At 70.6% G+C, this 24,986-nt stretch carries 20 protein-coding genes and 2 pseudogenes; 10 read left to right on the forward strand and 12 right to left on the reverse strand.

All coding sequences use genetic code 11. The features are described 5' to 3' along the window. Window positions 1-216: 216 nt before the first annotated feature. On the forward strand, window positions 217-918 hold the full coding sequence (locus tag OG294_RS00690) for a poly-gamma-glutamate hydrolase family protein (RefSeq protein ID WP_327064368.1): 702 nt from the start codon (window positions 217-219) through the stop codon (window positions 916-918). A gap of 278 nt (window positions 919-1,196) precedes the next feature. Here the strand turns inward: OG294_RS00690 and OG294_RS00695 are convergent, their stop codons facing one another. Beyond that, complete coding sequence (locus OG294_RS00695) at window positions 1,197-1,883, reverse strand: DUF4158 domain-containing protein (RefSeq protein ID WP_327064369.1); 687 nt, start codon at window positions 1,881-1,883, stop codon at window positions 1,197-1,199. Between the two features lie 275 nt (window positions 1,884-2,158). On the opposite strand from OG294_RS00695, the pseudogene OG294_RS00700 reads away from it, so the two are divergent. Beyond that, window positions 2,159-2,329: pseudogene (locus OG294_RS00700) on the forward strand (DUF4265 domain-containing protein); the annotation flags it as partial. Window positions 2,330-2,825: 496 nt separating this feature from the next. On the opposite strand, the gene OG294_RS00705 reads toward OG294_RS00700, so the two are convergent. From OG294_RS00705 to OG294_RS00715, 3 genes are all read right to left on the reverse strand, one after another. After that, the gene (locus OG294_RS00705) at window positions 2,826-3,485 is read right to left on the reverse strand and encodes a PRC-barrel domain-containing protein (RefSeq protein ID WP_327064370.1); all 660 of its coding nucleotides are present in this window, start codon (window positions 3,483-3,485) and stop codon (window positions 2,826-2,828) included. 637 nt (window positions 3,486-4,122) lie between these two features. Then, on the reverse strand, window positions 4,123-5,472 hold the full coding sequence (locus tag OG294_RS00710; RefSeq protein ID WP_327064371.1) for an alpha/beta hydrolase family protein: 1,350 nt from the start codon (window positions 5,470-5,472) through the stop codon (window positions 4,123-4,125). Window positions 5,473-5,779: 307 nt separating this feature from the next. Next, window positions 5,780-6,658, reverse strand: a complete 879-nt coding sequence (locus tag OG294_RS00715; RefSeq protein WP_327064372.1) for a SigB/SigF/SigG family RNA polymerase sigma factor — start codon at window positions 6,656-6,658, stop codon at window positions 5,780-5,782. A 245-nt stretch (window positions 6,659-6,903) separates the two neighbouring features. On the opposite strand from OG294_RS00715, the gene OG294_RS00720 reads away from it, so the two are divergent. From OG294_RS00720 to OG294_RS00730, 3 genes are all read left to right on the forward strand, one after another. Then, the gene (locus tag OG294_RS00720) at window positions 6,904-7,278 is read left to right on the forward strand and encodes an STAS domain-containing protein (RefSeq protein ID WP_327064373.1); all 375 of its coding nucleotides are present in this window, start codon (window positions 6,904-6,906) and stop codon (window positions 7,276-7,278) included. Between the two features lie 102 nt (window positions 7,279-7,380). After that, on the forward strand, window positions 7,381-7,851 hold the full coding sequence (locus OG294_RS00725) for an ATP-binding protein (RefSeq protein ID WP_327064374.1): 471 nt from the start codon (window positions 7,381-7,383) through the stop codon (window positions 7,849-7,851). A 178-nt stretch (window positions 7,852-8,029) separates the two neighbouring features. Then, window positions 8,030-9,160, forward strand: a complete 1,131-nt coding sequence (locus OG294_RS00730) for an AI-2E family transporter (protein WP_327064375.1) — start codon at window positions 8,030-8,032, stop codon at window positions 9,158-9,160. Window positions 9,161-9,470: 310 nt separating this feature from the next. Here OG294_RS00730 and OG294_RS40985 read toward each other — a convergent pair. Beyond that, window positions 9,471-9,738: pseudogene (locus OG294_RS40985) on the reverse strand (DUF4158 domain-containing protein); the annotation flags it as partial. 128 nt (window positions 9,739-9,866) lie between these two features. Continuing rightward, window positions 9,867-10,040, reverse strand: coding sequence for a CsbD family protein (locus OG294_RS00735; RefSeq protein ID WP_327064376.1), 174 nt, complete (start codon window positions 10,038-10,040; stop codon window positions 9,867-9,869). A gap of 134 nt (window positions 10,041-10,174) precedes the next feature. Here OG294_RS00735 and OG294_RS00740 point away from each other — a divergent pair, with 134 nt between their 5' ends. Further along, a complete protein-coding gene (locus OG294_RS00740; RefSeq protein ID WP_327064377.1) occupies window positions 10,175-10,345 on the forward strand; it encodes a hydrophobic protein in 171 nt (56 codons plus the stop codon). Between the two features lie 67 nt (window positions 10,346-10,412). Here the strand turns inward: OG294_RS00740 and OG294_RS00745 are convergent, their stop codons facing one another. From OG294_RS00745 to OG294_RS00755, 3 genes are all read right to left on the reverse strand, one after another. Next, entirely contained in the window at window positions 10,413-12,908 is a 2,496-nt protein-coding gene (locus OG294_RS00745; protein WP_327064378.1) for a SpoIIE family protein phosphatase, read from the reverse strand. Between the two features lie 90 nt (window positions 12,909-12,998). Then, a complete protein-coding gene (locus OG294_RS00750; protein WP_327064379.1) occupies window positions 12,999-17,591 on the reverse strand; it encodes a HAMP domain-containing protein in 4,593 nt (1,530 codons plus the stop codon). A 352-nt stretch (window positions 17,592-17,943) separates the two neighbouring features. Further along, entirely contained in the window at window positions 17,944-18,465 is a 522-nt protein-coding gene (locus tag OG294_RS00755; RefSeq protein ID WP_327064380.1) for a hypothetical protein, read from the reverse strand. Window positions 18,466-18,900: 435 nt separating this feature from the next. On the opposite strand from OG294_RS00755, the gene OG294_RS00760 reads away from it, so the two are divergent. From OG294_RS00760 to OG294_RS00770, 3 genes are read left to right on the forward strand one after another with little or no spacing between them, the layout of a single operon-like run. After that, window positions 18,901-19,704, forward strand: a complete 804-nt coding sequence (locus OG294_RS00760; protein ID WP_327064381.1) for an alpha/beta fold hydrolase — start codon at window positions 18,901-18,903, stop codon at window positions 19,702-19,704. Further along, window positions 19,704-20,975, forward strand: coding sequence for a PP2C family protein-serine/threonine phosphatase (locus tag OG294_RS00765; protein WP_327064382.1), 1,272 nt, complete (start codon window positions 19,704-19,706; stop codon window positions 20,973-20,975). The genes OG294_RS00760 and OG294_RS00765 overlap by 1 nt, the downstream gene beginning before the upstream one ends. Beyond that, window positions 20,972-21,325 carry an STAS domain-containing protein gene (locus OG294_RS00770; RefSeq protein ID WP_327064383.1) on the forward strand — a complete coding sequence of 118 codons (354 nt, stop codon included), beginning with the start codon at window positions 20,972-20,974 and terminating at the stop codon, window positions 21,323-21,325. The genes OG294_RS00765 and OG294_RS00770 overlap by 4 nt, the downstream gene beginning before the upstream one ends. Before the next feature lie 104 nt (window positions 21,326-21,429). Here the strand turns inward: OG294_RS00770 and OG294_RS00775 are convergent, their stop codons facing one another. Together OG294_RS00775 and OG294_RS00780 are read right to left on the reverse strand one after the other, a co-directional pair. After that, a complete protein-coding gene (locus tag OG294_RS00775) occupies window positions 21,430-21,792 on the reverse strand; it encodes a hypothetical protein (protein ID WP_327064384.1) in 363 nt (120 codons plus the stop codon). 206 nt (window positions 21,793-21,998) lie between these two features. Beyond that, a complete protein-coding gene (locus OG294_RS00780) occupies window positions 21,999-22,190 on the reverse strand; it encodes a hypothetical protein (RefSeq protein WP_327064385.1) in 192 nt (63 codons plus the stop codon). Between the two features lie 1,394 nt (window positions 22,191-23,584). On the opposite strand from OG294_RS00780, the gene OG294_RS00785 reads away from it, so the two are divergent. Beyond that, window positions 23,585-23,920 (forward strand): MerR family transcriptional regulator, encoded by a 336-nt coding sequence (locus tag OG294_RS00785; protein ID WP_327071411.1) that lies wholly within the window; start codon window positions 23,585-23,587, stop codon window positions 23,918-23,920. Between the two features lie 128 nt (window positions 23,921-24,048). Here the strand turns inward: OG294_RS00785 and OG294_RS00790 are convergent, their stop codons facing one another. Next, window positions 24,049-24,957, reverse strand: a complete 909-nt coding sequence (locus tag OG294_RS00790) for a helix-turn-helix domain-containing protein (RefSeq protein ID WP_327064386.1) — start codon at window positions 24,955-24,957, stop codon at window positions 24,049-24,051. Window positions 24,958-24,986: the final 29 nt, after the last annotated feature.

Raw genomic sequence — 24,986 nt, forward strand, 5'->3', positions numbered from 1 at the left:
CTCCGCGCCGGCTGTCGTCGGCCCGAGGCGCTGCTTCGCCGCGGCACTCCGACACTGCGGGAGAGCCGGGCTCGTCACGCCCGCACTCCCACTCCCACCCCAATCGAGGAGCCCAGGTTGACCGCTCGACAGGTGCGACTCGCGCTCGCATCAGCCTTGCTCGTCCTGTTCCCGCAGCCGGCCGCCACGGCGGCTGCGCACCGCACGGTCACTCCCGTGGCGCCAGCCCGCGATTGCACCCCGGCCGGCTCCGCCGGTAGGGACCGCTACGTCGACTTCGCCGATCTGGCCGCACACGAGAGGGAGGGAACCGACTACCGGGTCACCGCACGTCGCGGTGTCGGCGAGGGGGCGCGGGTGGTTCAACTGGCGATTCACGGGGGCGGGATCGAGCCTCCCACCACCCAGCTCGCCGACTACAGCGCGAGGATGACCGGCAGCTCGTTCTACTCCCTCGAGGGCCTCGGGAACGGGGACGAACGTGATCTCCACGTCACGGCCACGCACTTCGACGACCCCCGGGCCCTCGCGCTGGTCGAGACGGCGCGGTACACCGTGTCCTGGCACGGCGCGGCCGGCGTCGAACCGCTCACGTATGTGGGTGGCCTGGACATCCACGCGGCCCGGCGGGTGGCCGCCGCCCTTCGCACCCGAGGCTTCCCCGTCGCGGCCCGCAATCCCGGCGCCCTCGCCGGCGTCCAGCCCTGCAACATCGCCAACCGCGACCAGCGGGGAGAAGGCGTCCAGCTGGAGATCAGCGAGGGACAGCGCCGGAAGTTCCTCAAGGACGGCGACCTCGGGCGCGATCGGATCAACGACCCGCGCTTTCGAACTCCCGCGTTCTACGCCTACAGCGCCGCGGTCCTGAGCGCTCTCGCCCCCGCGCCGGCCGTCCCGGGTCCCCCGGCCGCCGGGTGATCAGGACCGGCCCGTACCCGTCGAGGGAGTCGGCAACCGGACAGCCGGAGAACACCCGCGAGGCCGCCGGACCCGGTCCAGGTGGGCCTCGGAGGTGTTCGGGCAGCCGCTCGTAGCGGCCGGCCTGGGCGTGAAGGCGGCGTCGGCGGGACCAGCAGCACGCAGGCGGAGGCGGTGGGCCAGAGCCAAGCCGCCGGCACCCGGGCCGCCGAAGCTCGACAGCACAACAGAGTTGCCCCAGCATCAGCCGATGCCCCGCCGGCCGAGTCGGCAGGGCATCATGCGTCGCGGATCTGGCCGATGCCGGCTGCAAACGATCGGGGGTGGTCCCGCGAGGACCACTCCCGGTGGAGCGCCGGCCGGTTGCGCCCACCACCCGGCCCGCTGAGCAATCGAGCGTCGAGGTCCTTGGACTGCTGCTGGAGGCGGACCTCCTCCAGCTCGCTGCGGGCCCTCTTCACCTTGATGGCCACCCGCTTGCAGAACATCGTCGTCAGGTCGTCGCGCACCCGCATCCGGGCCTTGTGGACCAGACACGCCATCAGCGTGATCCGCTTGGCCTCGGCGTAGTCCTGCATCACGCCCACGTCCGCCGCCTCCGCCTCGCCGGCGAAGTCCGCGATCTTCGCCACCGCCAGGCCCTCCAGCCACGCGCCGGTGGCGCCGAGCCCGTCGACCCCGTCGTGCGGGCCGAGGCGTACCGCCCCGCCACGGTCCCCCTCCGGCAACTCCACCGCCTTGCGGACGAAGTCGACCACCATCTCGGGCACCTCGTCCCGCTTCGGGAACCGAGCCATCCGCTGGTAGGACTTGAGCAGCAGAAGCGACAGCTGACGGTCCTCGCTGTCCGCCCGCTCCCGGGACCACAGCACCTCCTCACGGCTCGGCGAGAAGAACAGATGCAGCTCACGCGCGGTGATCAGTCGCTTGAACCGCGGATACGCCGTCCGCTCGATCGACGTCATTTCCCGTCGCCCCACCCAACCCCGATGCCAACATGACCACGGCGGACCCACACCCGCGCGGGCATCTTGACCAGAGACCATCAAACGGGGAGTCAGAAGCCCCCAAGCCAGGACCGGCGGGCGGGCGGGCGGCGAGTGCGTCCACCGTGCGGGTCGTCTGCTCCAGGACCCGCAGCCGCAGGCTCGGCGCGGCCAGGACCATTCGCTGGAAGCGAGAAAGTGCTCGTTGTCGTTGAGGCCGGTGACGACGTCACGCCGGTGGGCGGTTCCGGTTCGTGCCGCGCGAAGGCTGGCTCCCTCAGGACACCGAGGGACTGTGGGCCGCCTTGCTCAGCGAGGACACCGCGCGGGTGCAGAACGTCCCGCTGCTCCAGGAGGGGGTGGCCGAGGGCGATGTCGTCCGATTCACCACGGACACCGAGGGTCGGCATCTGGGAGTCGGTCGACGGCAGCAAGACCGGGCTGATCTCGACGGAAGGCAGTGCGAACGGCTGGTGGACGGCGGGGCGCAGAACCTGTGGGTCTTCGACAAGGACAGCCTGCAGTACCTCGGGCTCAACTGGGAGACCACCTCGGACTCCCGGATCGGCCCGAAGGGCACCGTCATCAGTGCGGAGTCGGTGCTGCAGCAGGCCTACGTCGACAGGTCGGCGTGCGCCCCGCGCAGTAACGACCCACGCCCCGTTCCTGCACGACCCGGCAGCCGAGCGCCGCAGAGCACGCGCCGGCAGAACGAGTCCATCGGCCCCTCGCCCTCGCCCGGCTCACGCACCGGGCGGCTTCCCCGAGGGGCCGATGGGCCGTCAGGACGTCCCGACCGCACAACCGCCGTCAAGGGTTCCTGAGGGTCGTGCTCCTCTTTCGCTCCCGCACCGGCATCCCGCCTCGGGGCGATGCTTGATCGGTCCGCACCCGGCAGGCTGCTGGACTGCCGGCCGGGGGTCAGGGGCGGCTGTCGATCCGGACCGGCGGTAGCTCGCCCAGCTGTGCCTTGCTGAGCCGTGTGGTGACGGTCCCGCCCTGCCAGGACACCTCGTTGATCGGGATGGCGACGGTCTTCCTGCCCCACAGGTGGCCCTCCTTGAGGAGCACGTGGGTAGTGCCGTGGTCGCGCGGGTCGACGAGCAGCCCCTGGACGTGGCCGATCTCGCCGTCGGCGGCCTCGACGCGGTCACCGTGGCGGATCTGGACCTCGTCACCCGGGACCCGCTCGTGGACGACCGCGTGCGGCGCACCCGCGTCGAGAAGCAGTGGCATGGGGACGGCGCCGCCCCCGCTGACGCCGGCGGCCGGTACGGTGAGCCACTGCCCCGGCTCGTAGCCCAGGTGCTCCTCGCTGCCGGGCAGGAACTCCGTCTCCTCGGCTGCGTCGAGCTGGGCGACGGCCGCCGTGTCGCGAAAGAGCCTGATGTTCTCGGCGTCGCCGGCCGTCTCATCGACGATGTCGACGGGAACCAGCCGGTCGGTGGCGTCACGGCCACCGATCACCAGGTGGGTGACCCGCGCCGACTGCGGTTCGATCACCACCCGCTTCAGGTGGCCGTAGGTGCCGTCCGGGCAGTGGACATCGGCGCCGATCGCGTACTGCACTGGTGCACTCACCTGGGTTCCTCCTGTCGTTCTGCGGGTTCGTGTTCAGCGGACCCGGTCGCCGCCCGTCTGCCCTCCGCCGGCGGTTCAACACCTCCCGCCGTGACACGAGTGAGGACAACGGGCGCCCGGACGACAGGTCTCGTCCGTCTCCGGCATGACGCGACGGAATCGGGGAAGCCGCTCTGCAATCCGACAACTTGCCGTCGCAGTACAGGCTGGAGAGGAACAACTCACATGTACATAGGACTCGGCACCATCGTCCTTATCGTGATCATCGTTCTGGTCGTGCGTGGCCTCAGCCGCTGACAGGCACGGCGGAACCAGTGCAGCGGGCCGCGTTGATCCTTCGGGGTTGCCGGTCAGCCGGCGGGGTCGCCGAGGCCTGGCCGGCCACCCGTCCCCCGCTTCAACATCCACCACACACCCGAACACGCCAGCTGGCTCAACCAAGTCGAGCTGTTCTTCTCCACCCTGACCCGACGTCTCCTACGCCGCGGCCAGTTCGCCTCCCGCGACGAACTGGCCGCGGCCATCGACACCTTCGTCCTGGCCTACGACGAACACGACGCCAAGCCCTACCGCTGGACCTGCGACGGCAGCCCGCTCAAAGCCGCATGAACCCCCGAAGGATCAACGCGGCGCTGCATCAGGGCTGGAAGAGCACTTCCGGATTGTTCGGCGAGGGGCCGTCCAGCAGCGGACTGTGGATCCCCTTCAGCGTCTGGTCGAAGAACGCCGTCACGTACTCACGCGTGATCACGATTCCACGTTCGGGGTCGAGGGGCGGCGTCGGGAACCCGGCCTCCTCCTCGAGCAGGTCCACGTCGGTGAAGCTGGGGTGGTTGGCGCCGGTGACCGCCAGCCACTTCTTGTAGCCGCCGAGGGCGGCCCAGGCCTGCCCCCAGTTGTCGCCGCCGCCGGCCGAGTGGTAGGCGGCCGCACCCAGCATGAGGAACGGCCGGTTGATCTGGCCGGGCATCGGGGCCGGGTGGAAGGTGCCGTCCATGTTCACTCCGGCCCGTACTCGCGGGTCGGCGATCATCGTGGTGGCGGCCGCCGCTCCGCCGATGGAGTGTCCGGCCATGCCGATCTCGTGCTTGTCGATGAGGTGTGCCAGGCGCCACGCGGTAGTGCCATGCGTCAACTGGTCGATCACGAAGGACACGTCCAGTGCGCGGCTGGCAGTGACGGAGTCGAAGTCGAACGCCGGGTCGTCGCAGATCGCGCACGGCGGCGTCTGGCCGTTCGCCAGCGTCTCGCCGCTGTCCTCGTAGGTGTGGCCGACGAGCGCGACGACGTAGCCGTGACTGGCCAGGTCGGTCGCGAGCGAGGTGAGCACCATGCGCGGGTCCCCGAACCCGGGTGACAGGACCACCAGCGGATACTTGCCCCTCTGCGGCCGCGCGCCGTCGAAGGCGTGCGTGGTGACGCTGGAAAGGTTCTGCGGGGTGATGCCGGAACTCGCCGGTATCTTCCCTTGCTGGATGTGTCCGGCTGCCTCGGCGAGGGTCATGTAAGGGGCCAGCGTCCCGGTCCCGGGGACGGCCGGGTAGACCATCGTGACGGTCAGTTGGCGGGGGCCGGATGACGGCACCCACGGGTCGGGACGGCTCGCGTCGGTGAGGTGGATGACGTCCTCACCGGCGGCGTAGGGGCCGGTCGGCGCGGGGAGCGTGCCTTGGAAGGACGGCGTGGGCGTGGTGGCCGTGGCCGTGGCCGGCGCGGTGTCGGACGCGTGCGTGGCAACCGGTGTGGCCGACGGTGTGGTCGTGGCGGCGAACCCGGCGCCGGTTCCGGTGACGAGGGCGGCGAGCGCCAGCGCCGCGACAGCGCTGATACGGCGATTGCGTTTCATGGGATCGACGCTAGGTTCCGCAGCTCCGTATCGAATCAGCCCGTCGATGTAAGCATTCTGGTGTCGTTCGTAGCCTCCGCGAGGTACCGGAGTAACCCGCCGGGAGTACGTCGTGCGGCGCGGGGTTCCCTTCACCGGCATCGTCGAGCGCCACCTTCGTCCTGGCCTACGACGAACACGACGCCAAGCCCTACCGCTGGACCTACGACCCGGCAGCCCGCTCAAAGCCGCATGAACCACCGAAGGATCAACGCGGCGCTGCACCAGCGAAGCGCCCCGCTTCAGGCGGTCGACCACACCGACGCGGCCGGGCAGCGCAGGAGAGACGGACTTGCCGGCCACAGGGCAGGCCGGGGCCGGCCGGCGCGGAGGACGACAGGCGGGTCGTCGCAGGTGTGGGGCCGGCCCCAGGAACACGGCCCCACACCGTGGCGGGAAGCGCGCGGCGCTACGCGGTCAGGGCGGTGCGTAGCTTGCTCAGCGTGCGGTTGAGAAGCCGGGAGACGTGCATCTGGGAGATGCCGAGTTCCTGGCCGATCTGGGCCTGGGTCAGGTCGGCGGAGAAGCGGAGCGCGAGGATGCGCCTCTCGCGTGCGGGGAGCTCCGCGATCAGGGGCTTGATGGCCTCCAGGGCCAGCAGTCGCTCGTAGGCGGGCTCCTCGAAGGCCAGGCTGGCGGCGAGGGCCGGGGCGGTGCTGCTGTCCTCCTCGGAAGCCGGGGCGTCGAGCGAGCGGGCGCTCTGGGCCTGGGAGGCGGTCAGGCCCTCCAGCACCTCCGCCTCGGTCAGTTCCAGGTGTGCCGCCAGCTCGGCGGCGGTGGGAGCCCGGTCGAGGACCTGTTCCATCGCGTCCGAGGCCTTGGCGAGGGTCAGCCGCAGCTCCTGCAGGCGGCGCGGCACGTGCACCATCCAGGTGGTGTCGCGGAAGAACCGCTTGATCTCGCCGGTGATGGTGGGGATCGCGAAGGTGGAGAACTCCACCTCGTAGGAGGGGTCGAAGCGGTCGATCGCCTTGATCAGGCCGACGGTGCCCACCTGGAGGATGTCCTCCACCGGCTCGCGCCGGTGTCCGAACCGGCTCGCGGCGAACCGCACCAGCGTCATGTTCAGCTCGATCAGGGTGCTGCGGATGTAGGAGTACTCCGCGCTCTCCTCTGCTACCGCGCGCAGCCGGGCGAAGAGGATCCTGGACAGCTCGCGCGCGTCCGCCGGGCAGACCTTCGCCGGGTCCTCAAGATCGACGCCCAGCCCTGCCGCCACCGACCGGAGCTCGGGAGCACTCGCGATCCGTGCGGTGGTGGGCGCCTCAACTGACACTGTGGCCGGCATCTCTCTCGCTCCTCGTCGTTGCTGTTCGAACCTGGTGCTCCAGGCAGACTAACCGCGAACCGGCTGCCCGCGATCCGCCCGCGCAATCCCGTTCCACACCAGATCTCCATTTTCTCCAGGAAACCTTCACCTTCATGCCGGGTGGTCCCCCGGGACTTCCCAGGGTCCCGACCTCCTCGGTGACCCGGCGGCGTCCCCGTGGCAGACTGTCGCCAGAGCACCCCCGGCTTGTTCGAAGGAGCACCATGCACAGCAGTGCCGTCGACGGGAGCGGCGACGCGACAACTCGCCTGACGGTGCGGGCACAGACCCGCGATCGGAGCGTCATCGTCGCGATGAACGGCGAGTTGGACCTGGACAGCGTCGGTCTGCTGCGCGAGCGACTGCAGGAAGCACTGGCCCAGCCCGCCGCGGACCGCGTCGTGGTGGACTGCCGGGAGCTGGGATTCTGCGACTCCACCGGCCTCAACTCCCTGCTGGCGGCCCGTCGCGCGGCGCAGGAGGCCGGCCGCCCGCTGATCGTCGTCGGTCTGCGGCCGGCGGTGGCCCGGGTCTTCCAGGTCACCGGCACCGACGCCGTGTTCGACATCCGGCCCGACGTGGACTCCGCCCTGACGTAGACGCCAGGTGTGCCACCCTGTCCGGCGGGCAGCCGAGTACCCAGCAACGCACTCGAATCCCGCTGTTCACATCGCCTATTCGCATCGTCAGAGTGAGGAAAGATGAGCGCGACCGATTCCCGGACCACCGGCCGGCCGGTGCTGCCCTCGCTGCCCGCTCACGGCCAGGTGCGCCGACTCGCTCTGACCGGCACCGCCGGCGTCGTGGGCCGCTGCCGCGACCACACCCGCCAGGCGCTGCTCGACTGGGGCTGGCTGCCCACCGACGACCCGGACCAGCAGGCGCGTGCGGACGACATCCTGCTGCTCGTCTCCGAACTGGTCACCAACGCCTGCCGCCACGCCAACGGCCCCGACCAGCTGATCCTGCACGCCACCGGGCGGCAGCTGCGGATCGACGTGCTGGACGGAGTGGCCGCGCCCCCGCAGCGCCGTGTGCCGCACCGCCCGGGCCAGCCGGGCGGGCACGGCCTGCACACCGTCGCCCTCCTCGCCAGCCGCTGGGGCACCACGGCGCGCAGCGACGGCCCCGGCAAGTCCGTCTGGATCGAGATCGACCTCCCGGCAGGCTGAACCGTCGACGACCGGCCTCCGGAGCGCGGGAGCGGTCGGCCCTCCCGCCGGCCGCCCTCCGATGCGCCGGGGGAACCGGCGCCGCGTTCGGGCGTTCGGCAGGGGGTTCGCGGGGAAGACGGTCACCGGCGGCCCGCACGGCTGCCGACGGTCGAAGGTCGAAGGTCGAGGAGGGGCTGTGGAGCCGGACGCGCCCGCGGCGAAAGCCACGCATGATCTGCCACCGGCCAGGCGCGGCGGCGGACCGCGCACCCGGATTCCGAACCCGCAGCGCCGGCCGCCCCTGGTGAAGTCCTGGTTCGGCGCGGGTTTCGCACTCAGTGTGGGAGCGCTGCTCGCCTGGCACGTGGTGGACGCGGTCGTCCAACTCACCTCGCTCCTGACGCTTCTGCTGCTCGCCGTGTTCATCGCGGTCAGCCTGGAGCCGGTGGTCGCGTGGCTGGTCCGCCGGGGCCTGCGGCGGGCCTGGTCGGTAGCGGTGGTCGTGTCCGCCCTGGTCGTCGGCCTGACCGGCCTTCTCGCGATCGTCATCCCGCCGGTCAGTGACGAAACGACCGCACTGGTCAACGCGGTCCCGGGCTGGTTGCAACAGCTGCACGACCACCAGTCGACGCTCGGGCGACTCGAGGACCACTATCACGTGGTCGAGAGGGTGAAGGCGCAGCTCGGCTCCGCCGGCTCGTCCTCCGGAGTGCTGGGCGGCGTCCTCGGCGCGGGTCAGCTCCTGCTGAACACCGTGACAGCGACCGTGATCGTCATGAGCGTCACCCTCTACGTCATGGCCGCCCTGCCGGACATCAAGGCGTTCTGCTACCGCTTCGTCCCGCGCAGCCGCCGCAACCGTGTCGAGGCGATCACCGAGGAGATCCTCAACCGGACCGGCCGGTACATGCTCGGCAACGTGCTGACCTCCGCGATCGCCGGGCTGGCGACCTTCGTCTGGTGCCTTGCCACCGGGGTTCCCTACGCGGGTGCCCTCGGGGTCTTCGTCGCCTTGATGGACCTGGTCCCCATGGTCGGCTCGACGATCGGAGGAATCGTCGTCAGCCTCGTCGCCCTGTCGGTCTCGCTGCCGACCGCCATCGCCACCGCCGGCTTCTACATCGCCTTCCGCCTCCTCGAGGACTACCTGATCATGCCCAGGGCCATGAAGTTCGCGGTGGACGTCCATCCGATCGTCACCGTGGTCGCGGTCCTGCTCGGAGGCGCACTGCTCGGCCTGGTCGGCGCACTGGTCGCGGTCCCGGCCGCGATCGCGCTCGGCCTCGTCCTCGACGCGTACGTCTTCCCTCGCACGGACAGCACCTGACATTCACCCGACGAGCGCGCTGTCCAGCGCCAGCCGCTGCACCCATGTATTCGTCTCCGAGCCGGTTCGGCAGGGAACGGACTGGGCTCTCGTGAACGCGCAGGGCACTCAGGTCGATTGACGTCACCGCCCCGGGGCGACGGCGGGAAGGCCGACCCCGGCCGGCCGGCACCTGCGGTTCACGGTGCCGGGGTCCATCGCTGCTGCCGGCTCGGCGCGTTCGCCGGCAGCCGGGAGGCGACCTCCTGGTATGTGCCGTCCAGCAGCGCGGCACACGCCGACAGGTGCTCACCCGCACCTTCCGGCAGGCCATCGCCCGCCACGCCTCGTCCGAGTCCGCGTCCGAGTCCAGCGGCGGTGTCAGCTCGAACAGCGCGGAGATCGCGGCGGCCGGCTCCTCGCGGGGGACGACCGCCTCGATCTGCTCCCACATCGCGTCCAGGGTGGCCACCTTCGGCGCTGTGGTCGGCTGCACCGCGAAGCCGAGCCGGTTGTGGGCCCGCTTCTTGGACTCGATGAGCTCCCGGCCCGCGTCAGACAGGAAAAAATCGCTCCAGCTCAGTGCGGGGCGGCGCCACGCTACACCCCGTCGCCCGTGCTTCCGGGGCCGAATACGGCGATGCCGGCTGTCGGACCTCGTGCGGTCACGACAACCGGCATCCGTCACAGCCGCGCCGCAGCAGCCGGCTCGGCCGTCCCCTGACGGTCAGCGTCGGAAGGCGTCCTTGACGTGCTCGCCGGCCTGCTTGACATCACCCTTGACCCGGTCGGCCTTGCCCTCGGCCTCAAGCCGCTCGTTGCCGAGCGCCTTGCCGACGGTCTCCTCGACCATGCCCTTGATCTTCTCGCCGGTGTTCTCGATCTTGTCGCCCAAGCTCATCGCACTCTCCTCACCGTCGGCGCGCCGTGCTACCTGACGTCGGGTCGCTTGCCCGCCCTCCGCTGGAAGATTCCTACGAATATGGTCGCCAGGCCAGGGCATCCGGTCTCTCGACACTGACACTGGAGGTCACCATGGTTCCCCTTCTGCTCGTACTGCTGCTGGCGCTGCTTCTCTTCGGTATCGGGTTCGCGGTGAAGATCCTCTGGTGGGTCGCCGTCGTCGTGCTGGTGGTCTGGCTCGCGGGGTTCATCGCTCGCGGCACGCACCCCTCCGGCCGCCGCCACCGCTGGTACCGCTGGTAGGAGCGGCCGGGGCCGGACCCGAGGCGGGGTGCACGCGACAGCGTGCACCCCGCCTCGGCACGCGCGGTCAGCAGACCCTGACCCCGATGAGGCAGGTGTCGTCGTCGGTGTCCGCGTTGGTGTACCGCAGCAGGTGGTCGAGGCGGTGCTCGAGGTCGGTCGGCTCGCCGACGGGGCCGGGCAGCGGGGCGCCTGCGACGGCGAGCAGGTCGTCGAGGGACTCCCCCACCGAGCGGTCCCGGCGCTCGATCAGGCCGTCGGTGTACATCATCAGTGTGTCGCCGGCCTTCAGCTGGGCCTGGCCCTCTTCGTAGTCGGCCTGGTCGATGGCGCCGAGCAGGATGCCGCGGAGGTCGGGCAGCGTGGTCGCGTGGCCGTCGCGCAGCAGGACGGGTGGGAGGTGGCCGGCCCGGGCCCACCGGAGCCGGCGGGTCCGGGGTTCGTAGAGTCCGCAGATGGCGGTGGCGGTGACGCTGTCGGTCAGGTGGTGGGTGACGGTGTTGAGCCACGCCAGCAGTTGGGCCGGGCCCGCGCCGGTGGCGGCCAGGCCGCGCAGGGCGTTGCGCAGGGCGACCATGCCGGTGGCCGCCTGGATGCCGTGGCCGGCCACGTCGCCGACGCACAGCAGCACCTGGCCGTTGGGGAGCGCCACCGTGTCGTACCAGTCGCCGCCGACCAGGTGGTCCTTCTCCGCGGGACGGTAGCGGACGGCGACGCGCAGGTCGTGCAGGTCCAGCGGGCCGCGGCTGGGCGGCATGATGGCGTGCTGGAGCTGGAGGGCGAGGCGGGTGCGCTCGGCGGCCTGCTGCTCGCTCTGCGCGAGCTGGTCGCGGGTGGCGGCGAGGGCAACCTCGGTCCAGTGCTGCGCGGAGACGTCCTGGTAGGCGCCGCGGACGGAGGTGATCCGGGAGTCGTCGTCCAGGACCGGTTCGGCGACGACCCGGATGTGGCGGGCTATGCCGTCGGGGCGCTGGAGCCGGAACGCGGTCGAGGCGGGGCGCTGATGGTGCAGCAGGGTGCGCAGGAAGCGGCCGATCGCGTGTTCGTCGTCCGGGTGGGCGCAGGCGGGCAGTTGCTCCAAGGCGATGGGCTTGGCCGTGGGCGGCAGGCCGTGCAGCTCGAAGAGGGTGTCGTTCCAGGCGATCTCCTGGGTGAGCAGGTTCTCCTCGAAGCCGCCGATCCGGCCCAGGCGTTGGGCGTGCTGCAGGAGGCTGGCCACCTTGGGCATGCCGTCCTCCAGTTTCCAGATGACCACAACGTCGTTGCCCGACCGGCTGATGCTCACCTTGGCCTGGGTCGTCAGCGCTACGCCGTCGACCAGCGCCGCGAGCCGCATCCGGTCCGCCCGGAACGGCTCACCGCTGGCGAGGACGTGTTCGACCTTCTCGTACAGACCGCCGGGTTCGGCGGCCAGCGGGTAGGCGTTCAGCAGGCGGGCGCCGGCGATGGTGTTGCGCGGGCGCCCGGCGAAGTCCACGAACCTGGGATTGACGTGTCGGATCACGAAGTCGACCGGGATCTGCGACTCGTCGAGGACTGCCTGCAGCACCAGGCACGGGTCGTCGATCCCGTCGATGAGTTCGAGCAGTTCGGCGAGTCGGGGATCCGCGACCGGATCCGCCGCGGCGCCGGCGGACGTGGGCACGGCCTCCAGCGTGGTGGCGCACAGGGTGGCGAGTGCCTCGAACTGCCTCTGCAGCGACTGCGGTTGAGGGGGAAGTGGGCCGGCCCAGCAGATCTCCAGCACGCCCGTGATCCGCCCACCGGTGCCGGTGGGGACGGCGAGGCGGCCACCGGTCACCTCACGCTGCCCGATCGAGGGCAGGCCGGCGTCCGCGAGGACGTCGTAGGCCGTGGTGGTCCGGTTGTCCAGGGCCTGGCGAGCCGGAGTGGGGACGCCCGGTGGCACGTGCCGCCACCGGTTCGGTTCCTCCTCGCCGAAGCCTGCGCTGCCGACCAGCGTCAGGGACTGGTCGGCGTGGGCGGCCCAGATGGCGACGGCCTTGGCGTCGAGCGGCCTCAACGCGTGTTCCAGGATCGAATGCGCCACGGCCCGGGCGTCACCGCCCGACGCGGCGCCCGCCTCGGCACTGCGCAGCCGCACTCCCACCGAGAGGGACGAGGCGTCGGACGTCGCGGCGACGAAATCCCGGGCGATGTCGGCGATCCGGTCGCGCGAGGCCTGGTTGACCAGGTCGGCGGCCAGCTCGAGGGGCACCACGCCCGCCTGGTCGGCCAGGCCCCTCAGCTGCCCGGCCGCCTCCGTCGGGCTGCAGCCCAGCCGTTCGACCAGGATCCCCTTGGCCAGGTCGATCAGCGCCCGGCCGTCCGCCTCGGCGTGCGCCTGCCGGAGTTCGCGGCGCAGCCGATCGACGGCGTCCGCCAACCGTCCCACGGCCGCGGAGGCGGGCAAGGTGCCCCGCTGCGCCGTGGCGGCCTCGGCCGGCGCGGTGGCGGCAGCCGCCTCACCGGGGTACTGCCACTCTTCGGTGGCCGGCGCTCCCGCCTGCGCCGTCGAGGAGACCGGTTGCGTGGAGAGGACCCGCCCGCTCACCTCACGCATGGTCTGGCGTTCCGTTTCCCCGGGCTGTTGGGGGCTGGGCACCATGGTGGCTCCTCACGCTGGTGGCGGCTGGTGGACCTCGGGCGGCGGCTAGGAGGCCAGTTGCCGCTTGATCCGGGCGATCAGATCGTGCGCATCCACCGGCTTGGTGACGTAGTCGGAGGCTCCGGAGGCCAGGCTCTTCTCCCGGTCCCCGATCATCGCCTTGGCCGTGACGGCGATGATCGGCAGGGCGGTGTGGGCGGGCATCGCGCGGATCGCCGAGGTGGCCGCGTACCCGTCCATCTCGGGCATCATGACGTCCATCAGGATCACGTCGATCTCGGGGTGCCCGGCGAGGGCGTCGATGGCCGCGCGGCCGTTCTCCGCCTGGAGCACGCGCATCCCGTGGAGTTCGAGGATGCCGGTGATGGCGTAGAGGTTGCGGTCGTCGTCGTCGACGACCAGCACGGTGCGCCCCCCGAGCGTGCCGTCGACGTCCGGGCTCAGGGGCGTGGCCTGCTCCTCGGTGCGGACCAGCGGGAGCACGTCGCCGGGCTGTTCGGCGCTCAGGTGCAGGGCGATGCGTTCGCGCAGTTCGTCGAGGCTGGAGATGAGCTCCAGCGGCTGGGTGGCGGCGCGTTGCTGCAGTTGCTGTTCCTGCTCGGTACCCAGGCGGCGGTTGTTGTGCGCCAGGACCGGCACGCCGTGCAGCGCTGCGTCGCGCGCCATCTCCTCCAGGAAGCTGAGAGCGGCGCCGTCCGGCAGGTCGATCTCCAGCACCACGCAGTGGCAGGGGGTGGTGGCCAGGGCGGTGGCCGCCTCCTGCGCGCCGATGGTGGTGATGATTTCGACCAGCTCGCGCGGGTCTCCGAGGTTCGGGTGGCCGGCCAGGTCCGCCACGGCGCTCTCCGCGACCAGCGAGAGCAGGCCGCGTGGCCGCTCCTCGATGACGAGCAGCCGCTTGGGCTGCACCGGCTCGGGTGCGGTTGCTGAGGCAAGGTGCGGGTCGCGCTCGGCGGGGGCGGCCGAGAGCGCTTCGGACAGGGCGGGCTCCAGTGCCCCTTGCGCGCTGTGGGCGCTCATCTCAGCGAAGTCGGGCCTGGCGGCGGGCAGGTAGAGGGTGAAGGTGCTGCCCTGGCCCGGGGCGCTCTCGGCGGTGATGACGCCGCCGAGCAGGTAGGCGATCTCACGGCTGATCGACAGGCCCAGGCCGGTGCCGCCGTACTTGCGGCTGGTCGTGCCGTCGGCCTGCTGGAAGGCGCCGAAGACGGTCTCCAGGTGCTGGGGGGCGATCCCGATGCCGGTGTCCACCACGTGGAAGGCGATGACCGGGCCGCCGCGCCTGGCCACCTCGGGCGCCCGCGACTCCTCGATCATCTCGATCCGCAGTTCGACGCTGCCCTTCTCGGTGAACTTGACCGCGTTGGAGAGCAGGTTGCGCAGCACCTGGCGCAGCCGGTAGTCGTCGGTGAGCAGCTCCGCCGGCACCGAGGGGGCCGTCTTGACCGTGAAGGCCAGGCTCTTCTGGCTGGTCAGCGGCTGGAAGGTCGCTTCGACGTAGTCCAGCAGCTTGCGCAGTTGGATCCGCTCGGGGTTGACGTCCATCTTGCCGGCCTCGACCTTGGACAGGTCGAGGATGTCGTTGATCAGCTGGAGCAGGTCGGAGCCGGCCGAGTGGATGATGCCTGCGTACTCGACCTGCTTGGCCGTCAGGTTGCGGGTGGGGTTCTGGGCGAGCAACTGGGCCAGGATGAGCAGGCTGTTGAGCGGGGTGCGCAGCTCGTGGCTCATGTTGGCCAGGAACTCCGACTTGTACTTCGAGGCGAGCGAGAGCTGGTGGGCGCGGTCCTCCAGCTCCTGGCGGGCCTGCTCGATCTCCAGGTTCTTGGTCTCGATGTCGCGGTTCTGCGCGGCCAGCAGCTCGGCCTTGTCCTCCAGTTCGGCGTTGGAGGACTGCAGCTCCTCCTGGCGGGCCTGGAGTTCCTCGGAACGGGTCTGGAGTTCGGCGGTCAGGCGCTGGGACTCGCCGAGCAGCTCGTCGGTGCGGGCGTTGGCGATGATGGTGTTGACGTTGACGCCGACGGTTTCCATCAGCTGTTCCAGGAACGCGCGGTGCACTGGTGTGAAGGCGTGCACGGTGGCGAGTTCGATGACGCCCAGCACCTGCTCCTCCACCACGATCGGCAGAACGAGCAGGGAGACCGGCTCGGTGCGCCCCAGCCCCGAGGTGACGGTGACGTAGCCGGGCGGCAGGTCGTCGACGGCGATGGTGCGCTTGCTGCGCGCTGCCTGACCGACGAAGGACTGGCCCAGCTTGAAGCGGGTTCCCGTGGCCTCGTCCGGATGGGCGTAGGAGCCGACGAGGTTGAGGTAGGTCGCCTCATTGGTCTCTTCGGCGAGGTAGAAGGCCCCGTACTGCGCCGAGACGAGCGGCGTGAGCTCGTCCATGATCAGCTCGGCGACCACCGGAAGGTCGCGGCGGCCCTGCATCAGGCCGGAGATCCTGGCCAGGTTGGACTTGAGCCAGTCCTGCTCCTCGTTGGCGCGGGTGGTCTCGCGCAGCGACTCCACCATGAAGTTGATGTTGTCCTTGAGGTCGGCGACCTCGCCGGAGGCGTCCACGGTGATCGAGCGGGTCAGGTCGCCCTCGGCGACGGCGCCGGTGACCTCGGCGATCGCACGGACCTGGCGGGTGAGGTTGCCCGCGAGTTCGTTGACGTTCTCGGTCAGCCGCTTCCAGGTGCCGGAGACGCCCTCGACCTCGGCCTGACCACCGAGTCGGCCCTCGCTGCCGACCTCGCGGGCCACCCGGGTGACCTCGGCGGCGAACGAACTGAGCTGGTCGACCATGGTGTTGATGGTGGTCTTGAGTTCCAGGATCTCGCCGCGCGCATCCACGTCGATCTTGCGGGTGAGGTCGCCGTTGGCGACCGCGGTGGTGACCTGGGCGATGTTGCGGACCTGGCTGGTCAGGTTGTGCGCCATGAAGTTGACGTTGTCGGTGAGGTCCTTCCAGGTGCCGGCCACGTTCGGCACCCGGGCCTGACCGCCGAGCGTGCCCTCGGTGCCCACCTCGCGGGCCACCCGGGTCACCTCGTCCGCGAAGGCGGAGAGCGTGTCGACCATCGTGTTGATGACACCGGCCAGCGCGGCGACCTCGCCCTTGGCCTCGACGTTGATCTTCTGGGAGAGGTCGCCCTTGGCGACCGCGGTGGCGACCTGGGCGATCGAGCGGACCTGGCCGGTGAGGTTGGAGGCCATCACGTTGACGTTGTCGGTCAGGTCCTTCCAGGTGCCGGAGGCGCCGCGGACGGTGGCCTGCCCACCGAGGTTGCCCTCGGTGCCGACCTCGCGGGCCACCCTCGTCACCTCGTCGGCGAACGCGGAGAGTTGGTCGACCATCGTGTTGATGGTCTCCTTCAGCTCCAGGATCTCGCCGCGGGCGTCCACCCGGATCTTCTGCGACAGGTCGCCCTTGGCGACCGCGGTCGTCACTTCCGCGATCGAGCGGACCTGGGCGGTGAGGTTGTCGGCCATGACGTTGACCGATTCGGTCAGGTCGCGCCAGGTCCCCGAGACGTCGCGGACGTCGGCCTGTCCGCCGAGACGTCCCTCGGTGCCCACCTCGCGGGCCACCCTCGTCACCTCGCCGGCAAACGCGCCCAGCTGGTCGACCATCGTGTTGATGGTGTCCTTCAGCTCCAGGATCTCCCCGCGCGCGGTGACGTTGATCTTCTGGGAGAGGTCCCCCTTGGCGACCGCGGTGGCCACCTGGGCGATCGAGCGGACCTGCGCGGTGAGGTTGCCGGCCATGAAGTTGACCGAGTCGGTGAGGTCGCGCCAGGTCCCCGAGACGCCCTTGACGTCGGCCTGACCACCCAGGATGCCCTCGGTGCCCACCTCGCGGGCCATCCGCGTGACTTCGTCGGCGAACGCGCTCAGCTGGTCGACCATCGTGTTGACGGTGTTCTTCAGCTCCAGGATCTCCCCACGCGCGTCCACGGTGATCTTCTGGGACAGGTCGCCCTTGGCTACGGCGGTGGTGACCTGGGCGATGTTGCGGACCTGGTCGGTCAGGTTGCCGGCCATGAAGTTGACCGAGTCGGTCAGGTCCCGCCAGGTGCCGCCGACGCCGGGGACCTGCGCCTGCCCGCCCAGACGTCCCTCGCTGCCGACCTCGCGGGCCACCCGGGTCACCTCGTCGGCGAACGACGAGAGCTGGTCGACCATCGTGTTGACGGTGTTCTTCAGCTCCAGGATCTCGCCCCGGGCCGCGACATCGATCTTCTGGGACAGGTCGCCCTTGGCGACCGCCGTGGCCACCTGGGCGATGTCCCGAACCTGGCTGGTGAGGTTGCCCGCCATGGCGTTGACCGAGTCGGTCAGGTCCTTCCAGGTGCCCGAGACCCCCGGCACCTCCGCCTGGCCGCCCAGCTGGCCCTCGGTGCCGACCTCCCGGGCCACCCGCGTCACCTCGGAGGTGAACAGCGACAGCTGATCCACCATCCCGTTGAAGACGGTGGCGATCTCACCCAACAGGCCGTCCGCGTCACCCGGCAGCCGGGTACCGAAGTCGCCGTCGCGCACCGCTGTCAGACCCGCCAGCAACTGGCGCAGCTCCGGCTCACCGACCTGCGCCGGACCGGAACCGGGCGCGCCGCGCCGCTGAGGAACAGTGCTGGACTTCGTCGAGCCTGCCATCGAGAGTCGCCTCCGTAGAACGCCTGGGCCCTTCGGCTGTCTGACAGGTCACCCCGTGCGGCGCCCATCGCATCGTCGCGACGGCCGCCCCCGCGCCTCCCGGCACGTCAACACACCGGCAGGAGGCTACCCCACGGCTTGGGCAGGCACGGACCACTGAGCCGAAACCGGTTCCCATCACCAGCGGAAACCGGCGTCAGAGCTGCCCGCCGCAAGAGATGCACCAAGGCCGATCAGTACGTGGCTCGCCTGTGGCGGGCATCACAAGGACCGGGAGGCTGCCCGCCCGCTGCCGTCCCCGGCCCTCGGTGGGGCGCGCACCGACAACGCGCGGGCATGTGCACCGCCTCGCTCACTCCGCCCCGGTGGTCCCGGTCGTCAAGGTGCTCTCCTCGACGGCTTCCGCAGCCGCGATGCCTCGGGCGGAAACCGCAGCCACCGCCTCGCTCGGCTGCTGCGCCGCCTCGGAACGGTCGACCGGCGTCGGGAACCATCGCTCGGCCCCGCCGGCCACCCGCCACCGCCAGGCCAGTGCGGTCAACCCGAGGAGACCTGCGCAGGCGATCACCACCGCGCGGAGTCGACTTGCCCTGGCGGGCGCAGCCGTGAGTGTCCCGTGCCACGGCATGCGTCGACGAGGGCGCCGCGCACGGTCCGTCACATGCCGGGCAGCGGAACTCCAGTCGGCCGCTGCTGCCTCGACCCGAGGTGACAGGCGGCGCAGTGCCTGCTCGCCGGATCGAGTCGTGGCCCGCTTGGCGCGTGCCGCGTCCACGGCCAGGGACCTGCCGGTCTCCGCCGCGAGGTGGTGCAACGAATGTGTGCGGTTCATGTAGTCCGCCCTTTCCTGGTGGCTGAAGACTTGCAGACTCATCGGGCCACGGAATCCGCCGCCGGGGGCTGGGCTTCGTCCGGCACCCGGCCGGCCGCCGTTCTCGCGTCCATGACGCCCTGGACCCTGGTCTTCGGGTCAGGCTGCTCGGCTTCCCCGCTCCGGGAGCTTCACACCAGCGCAGCGGTGCGCCGGTGTTGCCGATCCGACCGAAGGCGTAGGCATGGCTCCGCGTGGTCGGGGCAGACGAAGGCGACCCCGCCAGGCTGTCCCACGGCCGCTCCCTCCTCCTGGTCCCGGTGGCAGCGAACGTGGCGGCAGGTCCGTGACAGGATGTCAGCGACCCGGCTTGGAAGCCGTTCCTCCGGCGCGAAGGCTCACCCAGGCGACCCTTCAGGCCCGAGCCCCGCCGTACCGTGGCCCGGGCCGGGCAAAGCTCTACCGTCGGGGGCGGAACGGGGATGGCAGACTGTGGGCATGGATATCCGTCGCAGGAACAACGTCACCGTCACCGGCCGCGCGGACGGACCGGTGCTCCTGCTGGCCCACGGGTTCGGATGCGACCAGAACATGTGGCGTCTGGCACTCCCCAGCCTGGCCGAGGACTTCCAGGTGGTGCTTTTCGACTACGTGGGCTCCGGCCGCTCCGACCACTCGGCCTGGAACGAGAAGCGCTACAGCTCACTGGAGGGCTACGCCCTGGACGTCCTGGAGGTCTGCGAGGAGCTGGACCTGCGGGACGTGACCTTCATCGGGCACTCGGTCAGCGCGATGGTCGGGGTGCTGGCGGCGGCCCGGGCTCCACAGCGGTTCTCCCACCTGGTGATGGTGGCACCCTCGCCCCGTTACATCGACGATGACGGCTACCGTGGCGGATTCAGCGCCGAGGACATCACTGAACTGCTGGAGTCGCTGGAGTCGAACTACCTCGGCTGGTCGGCGGCGATGGCTCCAGTGATCATGGGCAACGAGGACCGCCCGGAACTCGGCCAGGAGCTGACGACCTCGTTCTGTGCCACCGACCCGGACATGGCCCGGGTCTTCGCCCGTACGACGTTCCTGTCCGACAGCCGCGAAGACCTCAAGACGGTGGCGGTACCGACTCTGGTCCTGGAGTGCAGGCAGGACGTGATCGCGCCCCGCGAGGTCGGCGCCTACGTGCACGCCGCGATCCCCGGCAGCCGCCTGGTCACCCTGGAGGCGACGGGGCACTGCCCGCAGCTGAGCGCCCCGCAGGCCACCAGCGGCGCGATCCTCGACTTCCTGGGAACGCTGCGGTGATGTGCCGCACCGAGCAGGACCCGGACCGGGAGCAGGACGCAACCGCCGCGGCCTTCACCGCCCTGCTGGAGGACAGCGCGGAGGAACTGTACGAGCACGCTCCGTGCGGTTACCTGTCGACGCTGATGGACGGCACCATCGCCAAGATCAACACCACTCTGCTGAACTGGCTGGGACTGGACCGCTCCCGGGTCGTGGGCCGGATGCGGTTCACCGACCTGCTCACCGTGGGCGGCAAGCTCTACCACGAGACGCACTTCGCCCCGTTGTTGCAGATGAAGGGCGAGATCGGCGGCATCGCCCTGGACATCAAGAGTGTCGACGGGACGCGGATGCCGGTCCTGGTCACCTCCAAGGTGAAGACCAGCGACCACGGTGAACCGTTGCTGATCCGTACGTCCGTCTTCGACGCCCGCGACCGCCGCGCCTACGAGAAGGAGCTGCTGCGAAGCCGCCAGGTGGCCGAGGAAGCGCGCCGGCAGGCCGAGGCCGACCGCGAACGGCTGCAGGAAGCCCTTGCCGTGCTCCAGCAGAGCCTGCTGCCTGCCGAGCTGCCCCAGGTCCCCGGCCTCGAAGCCAGTTCCTACTACCACACCGCCTCCCCCGACCTGCTCGGCGGAGACTTCTACGATCTGTTCCCCCTCGGCACGAATCGGTGGGCGTTCTTCCTCGGCGACGTGTGCGGCAAAGGCCCCCAGGCCGCCGCGATCACCTCACTCACCCGCTACACCCTGCGGGCAGCGGCCCTGCACGACCCCGACCCCGTCACCGTGCTCACCACCTTGAACACCGTGCTGCACGAGCGGTACACCAGCGGCGACACCCGCTACTGCACCGCCATCTTCGGTGTTCTGCAGCCTGACGGCGGCCCCGTCCACCTGCAGCTGGCCTCCGGTGGCCACCCGTCCGCGCTGATCCAGCGCGCGGACGGCACCGTGCACTACCTGCCGACCCCCGGCGGGATGCTCATCGGCGTCCTGCCCCAGGCCGAGTTCACCGCGGCCCGCACCCGGCTGCTGCCCGGTGACACCCTCCTCCTCTACACCGACGGCCTGACCGAGGCCCGCACCGGGCCCAGGCGCCAGTTGTACGGAGAGGAGGCCCTGCAGGCCTTCACCACGGCCCAACCCCCAGCAGGCCCGAAGGCCCTGATCACCGCCCTGGCCGGGCTGCTCGCCGGCTTCGGCGACGGCCTCGACGATGACACGGCACTGCTTGCCCTCGGCGCGCCCGCCGCGCTCACCAGTCCCGCGAGTGAAGACCTGAGATGAACCCGCTGACCATCACCTGCCGAGACGCCGCAACCGGTCCCGTACTGGAGATCACCGGCGACCTCGACTACGCGACCGCACCCGGACTTCGCAAGGCCGTGGAGAACCTCACCCTGACAACCGGACAACGGCTGGTCCTGGACCTGACGCAGCTGGAGTTCTGCGACTCCAGCGGCATCACCGCCCTGTTGGCCGCCCGCAACCTGGCCGCCGAACAGGGCGCCGACATGGCCCTGGCCGCGGTCCCGGCCAACACCATCAGGATCCTGCACATCGTCGGACTGGACCGGGTCTTCACCCTCCACCCCGACATCTCGGCAGCCACCACCCCCAGCCCCACGACACTCTGATCGCAAGGAGCGTGCCGGCGACGCCGGGCCGCGCGCTCCAGTTGGGCGCACCCCGGCGCCAACCCGGAACGGACCTGGCCCCCACGCGCCGTTCAGCTGTCGGATCAGCTGTCGGAGTAGCTGAGGTCCCCGATCGTCCAGCTGCTGACGTCCTCGATGGCGATGCGGTACATGCCGCCCGTGTGGGGCAGTCCGAAGTCGCCCTGCAGGATGCGAGCGCGGTGCAGGTGGAGGTGAGTGGGCCGCACGGGCGTGCCCTCGTCGGGCGGAGCGAAGAGGGCGGCGAACGGCTTCAGGTGATCCGAGGCCTGGAGGACCTCCGCCACCCGTTCCCACCACAGGGACACCGGCGCGAGCCTGCCGGTGATCACCGCGCCGGGGACCACCACGGTCAAGGACATCTGGTTGCTGTGCTCGGACTCGACCATTGCGGCGATGTCGACGAGCAACCCGTCAGGGTTCGACATGGACCCCAGGTTAGAACACCGGGGCAGGAGTGCGGGCGCCCGGTCCCCCGGACTTCAGTGGCGACGTCGGTCAGCTGCCCGTCGAAGGGCCCGTGCTCGCAAAGGGTCACGACACCATCGGCCGACGCAACTCGCCAGCTGTCCGGTGGCGTTGCTCGGCGGCGAAACACCGACAACTGACAAGGGTGGCGGTTGGCAGAGGCCGGTCAGCCGAGCTGATTCAGCGTGGCGGCGACGCTGAACAGGAGGTCATGAATGTCGGGAGCCAGGTTGGTGGAGGCGAGGAGGAATCCGAAGGTGACCGCGACACAGGCGGTGGACCAGGTGGACTGCCGGTTGCGGACGAGGACCACCAGGAGGATGCCGACGAACAGCACGGCGGACACGGTGAGGGTCACGGCCGCTCAGCTCCCCGGCCGCCGCCGAGCGGGCATGACGCCCGCCGGGGAGTACGGGCGAGGCGGTGGCCAGGAGCCGATACCTCTTCATGACCATCGAAGGTCTCTCGCATCAGCATCACCGGAACCCTGGGGTTAGGGACGTCACGCCGGTGCTCCTCACATTGAAGCCTCCCAGAAGCAGGAGAAAGATTAACCACCCTGTGCGCGCATGTCTACTGCCGCCACGATAGATTTTTGCCTGGCCGCCTGAGCGGACGGCCCTCCCGCCTGGCCCGCCAACGGGACCCCGCGCACCCCAGCCCCGACCGCGGCGAGAGGCCGGGGCGGACAGAAGGCGGGAGGGGGATCCTCCTCCCGCACCACCTCGGCGGCAGCACCGCCTCCGACCTCCCGTGCAGGTGGCGAGGCGGGCTGGGGCAGGTGTCGGCGGATCTGCACCTCGTGGCGCGGCCACGCGGGCACATGTACCTGGCGCAGAGGAACACCGTCGGGGGCACCCGGTCGGCGCCGCACGGACCCCTCTCCGCCCTCTCACCGCCGATGCGGCTCCTTGTTGCAGGACTGTGCCCGCGGGGCCCGGCGGAGGTCACGTGCAGCACGGAGACCGACTGCCTCCCTCGCGGGCGCGCAAAAATCTATGCTGCCCGGAGTAGACATCGGGCGGTGCCGTGGTTAGTGTTTCTCTCGTAAACGCGGTCAAGCAGTACCCACCAGACACGAACTGGTGGGCAGCAGTGCAGAAGTTCGCAGGTGAGCACGGTCGCGGGATCCCGAAGCCAGGGCAGTTGCAGGACGGCGACGGAATCGGCGGCCGGGCCGGCGGCCCGTAGGTATCAGGGGCCGCCACCGAGTGGTACCGCGGTACGTGAAAGTGCAGTTCGAGCAGGTGAAGTTGAGTTGAGCGGTACCAGCAGTCGCAGTACGCGGTATCTCAGCAAAGGCGCCAGGACTGCGGGCGCGCGTGCTGGGAGTTCGGCAGTGGGGTTCCAAGCCAAGCAGGTGAGCAGGACGGGCGACGGGGCTGGCTGTCGGACCAAGGCGACCCGGGAGGGTCGTAGCAGGAAACAGGTAGTTGGCAGTACCGCAGTTCGCAGTTCCAGTCAGTACAGAGGATGAACGGAGGGACAGAGCGCCATCAGGATCGCCCGGCCCGTGAGGAATTCACCCGGGCGGACACCGCAGACCCCCTTTTGAGTACGAGGACGGTGGTTTCCGGTCACGCATACGCGATCCCCGCACATCCCCACCCCCGGGGAGTTGCGGAACAAGGAACCCGGCCCAGGCCGGTAGATGGTGTTGTTCCCCTTCGGGGCCCCGGAGCCGCTATGGCGCCGGGGCCCCTCGACGCGTCCCCGAACCAACACAGAAGAGGTGCAGTGACCACGGCAACCATGCGACCGCACACCCCCGACAATCTCGACGACGACGACTACCCCGCCTACACCATGGGCCGCGCCGCCGAGATGACCGGCACCACCCCCGGCTTCCTACGCTCCCTGGGCGAACAGGGCCTCATCACCCCACTTCGCTCCGAGGGCGGCCACCGCCGCTACTCCCGCTACCAACTGCGCATCGCGATGCGCGCCCGCGACCTCGTCGACCAGGGCACCGCCATCGACGCCGCCTGCCGCATCATCATCCTCGAAGACCAACTCGAAGAAGCCCTGCGCATCAACGAACAACTCCGCCAGAGCGCCGGCGACCCACGACCCCCAGCAGACAGCTGACCTCCCCGCCGCGCTCAGCCGCCGGGACCGGCCCGTGGTGCGCCAGCCAGGACAACGCGCAGCCTTCGGTGAGACGGGACACAGGTACGGGCGGCGCGGCACGTCCGGTCACGGCGGCTGTGCCGGTTTCAGGTACGGATCGCGCGGCCGCTGGTCCGCTCGGGGTCGACGCGGATCCAGATGTCCCGCGTTCCGCCGGCCCAGGGGGTCGGACCTGTGCCGGTGCTCGGGCCGTCGGTTTCCGCAGGGTCGAAGACCTGCTCGGCCGAGCCGAGGACGAGTACGCTCCAGCCCCGGCTCAGGGCCTCGTCCACGTGGTCGGCCTCGAAGGCGATCTGCCGTCCGATCGCCCGGGAGGGAGCGCTGTCCGCCGCCGTGCGGTAGAGCAGGGCCCCGTCGCGGACCCGGTAGTTCACCGGCAGGACGACCGGGCCCTGCTGGGTGGAGTACGCGAGGCGACCGATGCCGTGGTCCGACAGGTGGGCCCAGCAGTCGGCGTCGTCGAGTTCCTCGAGCCGTGGCCGGGCGGCGGCCGGGGTCCGGCCCGGCGGGAGTTGCCGGCCGCCGGCACCGAGCAGCTCCGACCCCGTGGTGTCCAGTGCCGCCGCCAGTCGCAGCAGGCCGGCGGCACCGATGACAGCGGGCCGGGTCTCCAGGTACTCCAGGTAGCCCGGGGCCATGCCGGCCCGCTCGGCGACCTGGTCCCGGCTGAGCCCGAGGTGCTCGCGCCGCAGGGCCACGCGCCGGCCGAGGTCGCCGGGGTCGGCCGCGCCCGCCCGCGCGGGCGGGTGCGGCCGCGGGGCGTGCGCGGGTGGCGGGCCGACCGCGGGCCCGCCGGTGTCCGTGGCCGGGAGCTCGGCGTCGACCCACGGCTCGATCGAGCGCGTATCGTGGTCGGTGCCGTGCGGCACGGCCCGGCGGGCCGCCTCGATCGCGGCGACCCTGGGCATCCTGTCCCGGGTCATGAACTCCACCGCGCACGACGCCACTTGTTGCATCTCGTCGCCCATGAACCGTCCTGGTTCCTTCTGGGACATCGTCTCTCCTCCTGACTCGGCTCCTGCCT

The sequence above is a fragment of the Kitasatospora sp. NBC_01302 genome (assembly GCF_035976515.1).
Lineage (GTDB): Bacteria > Actinomycetota > Actinomycetes > Streptomycetales > Streptomycetaceae > Kitasatospora.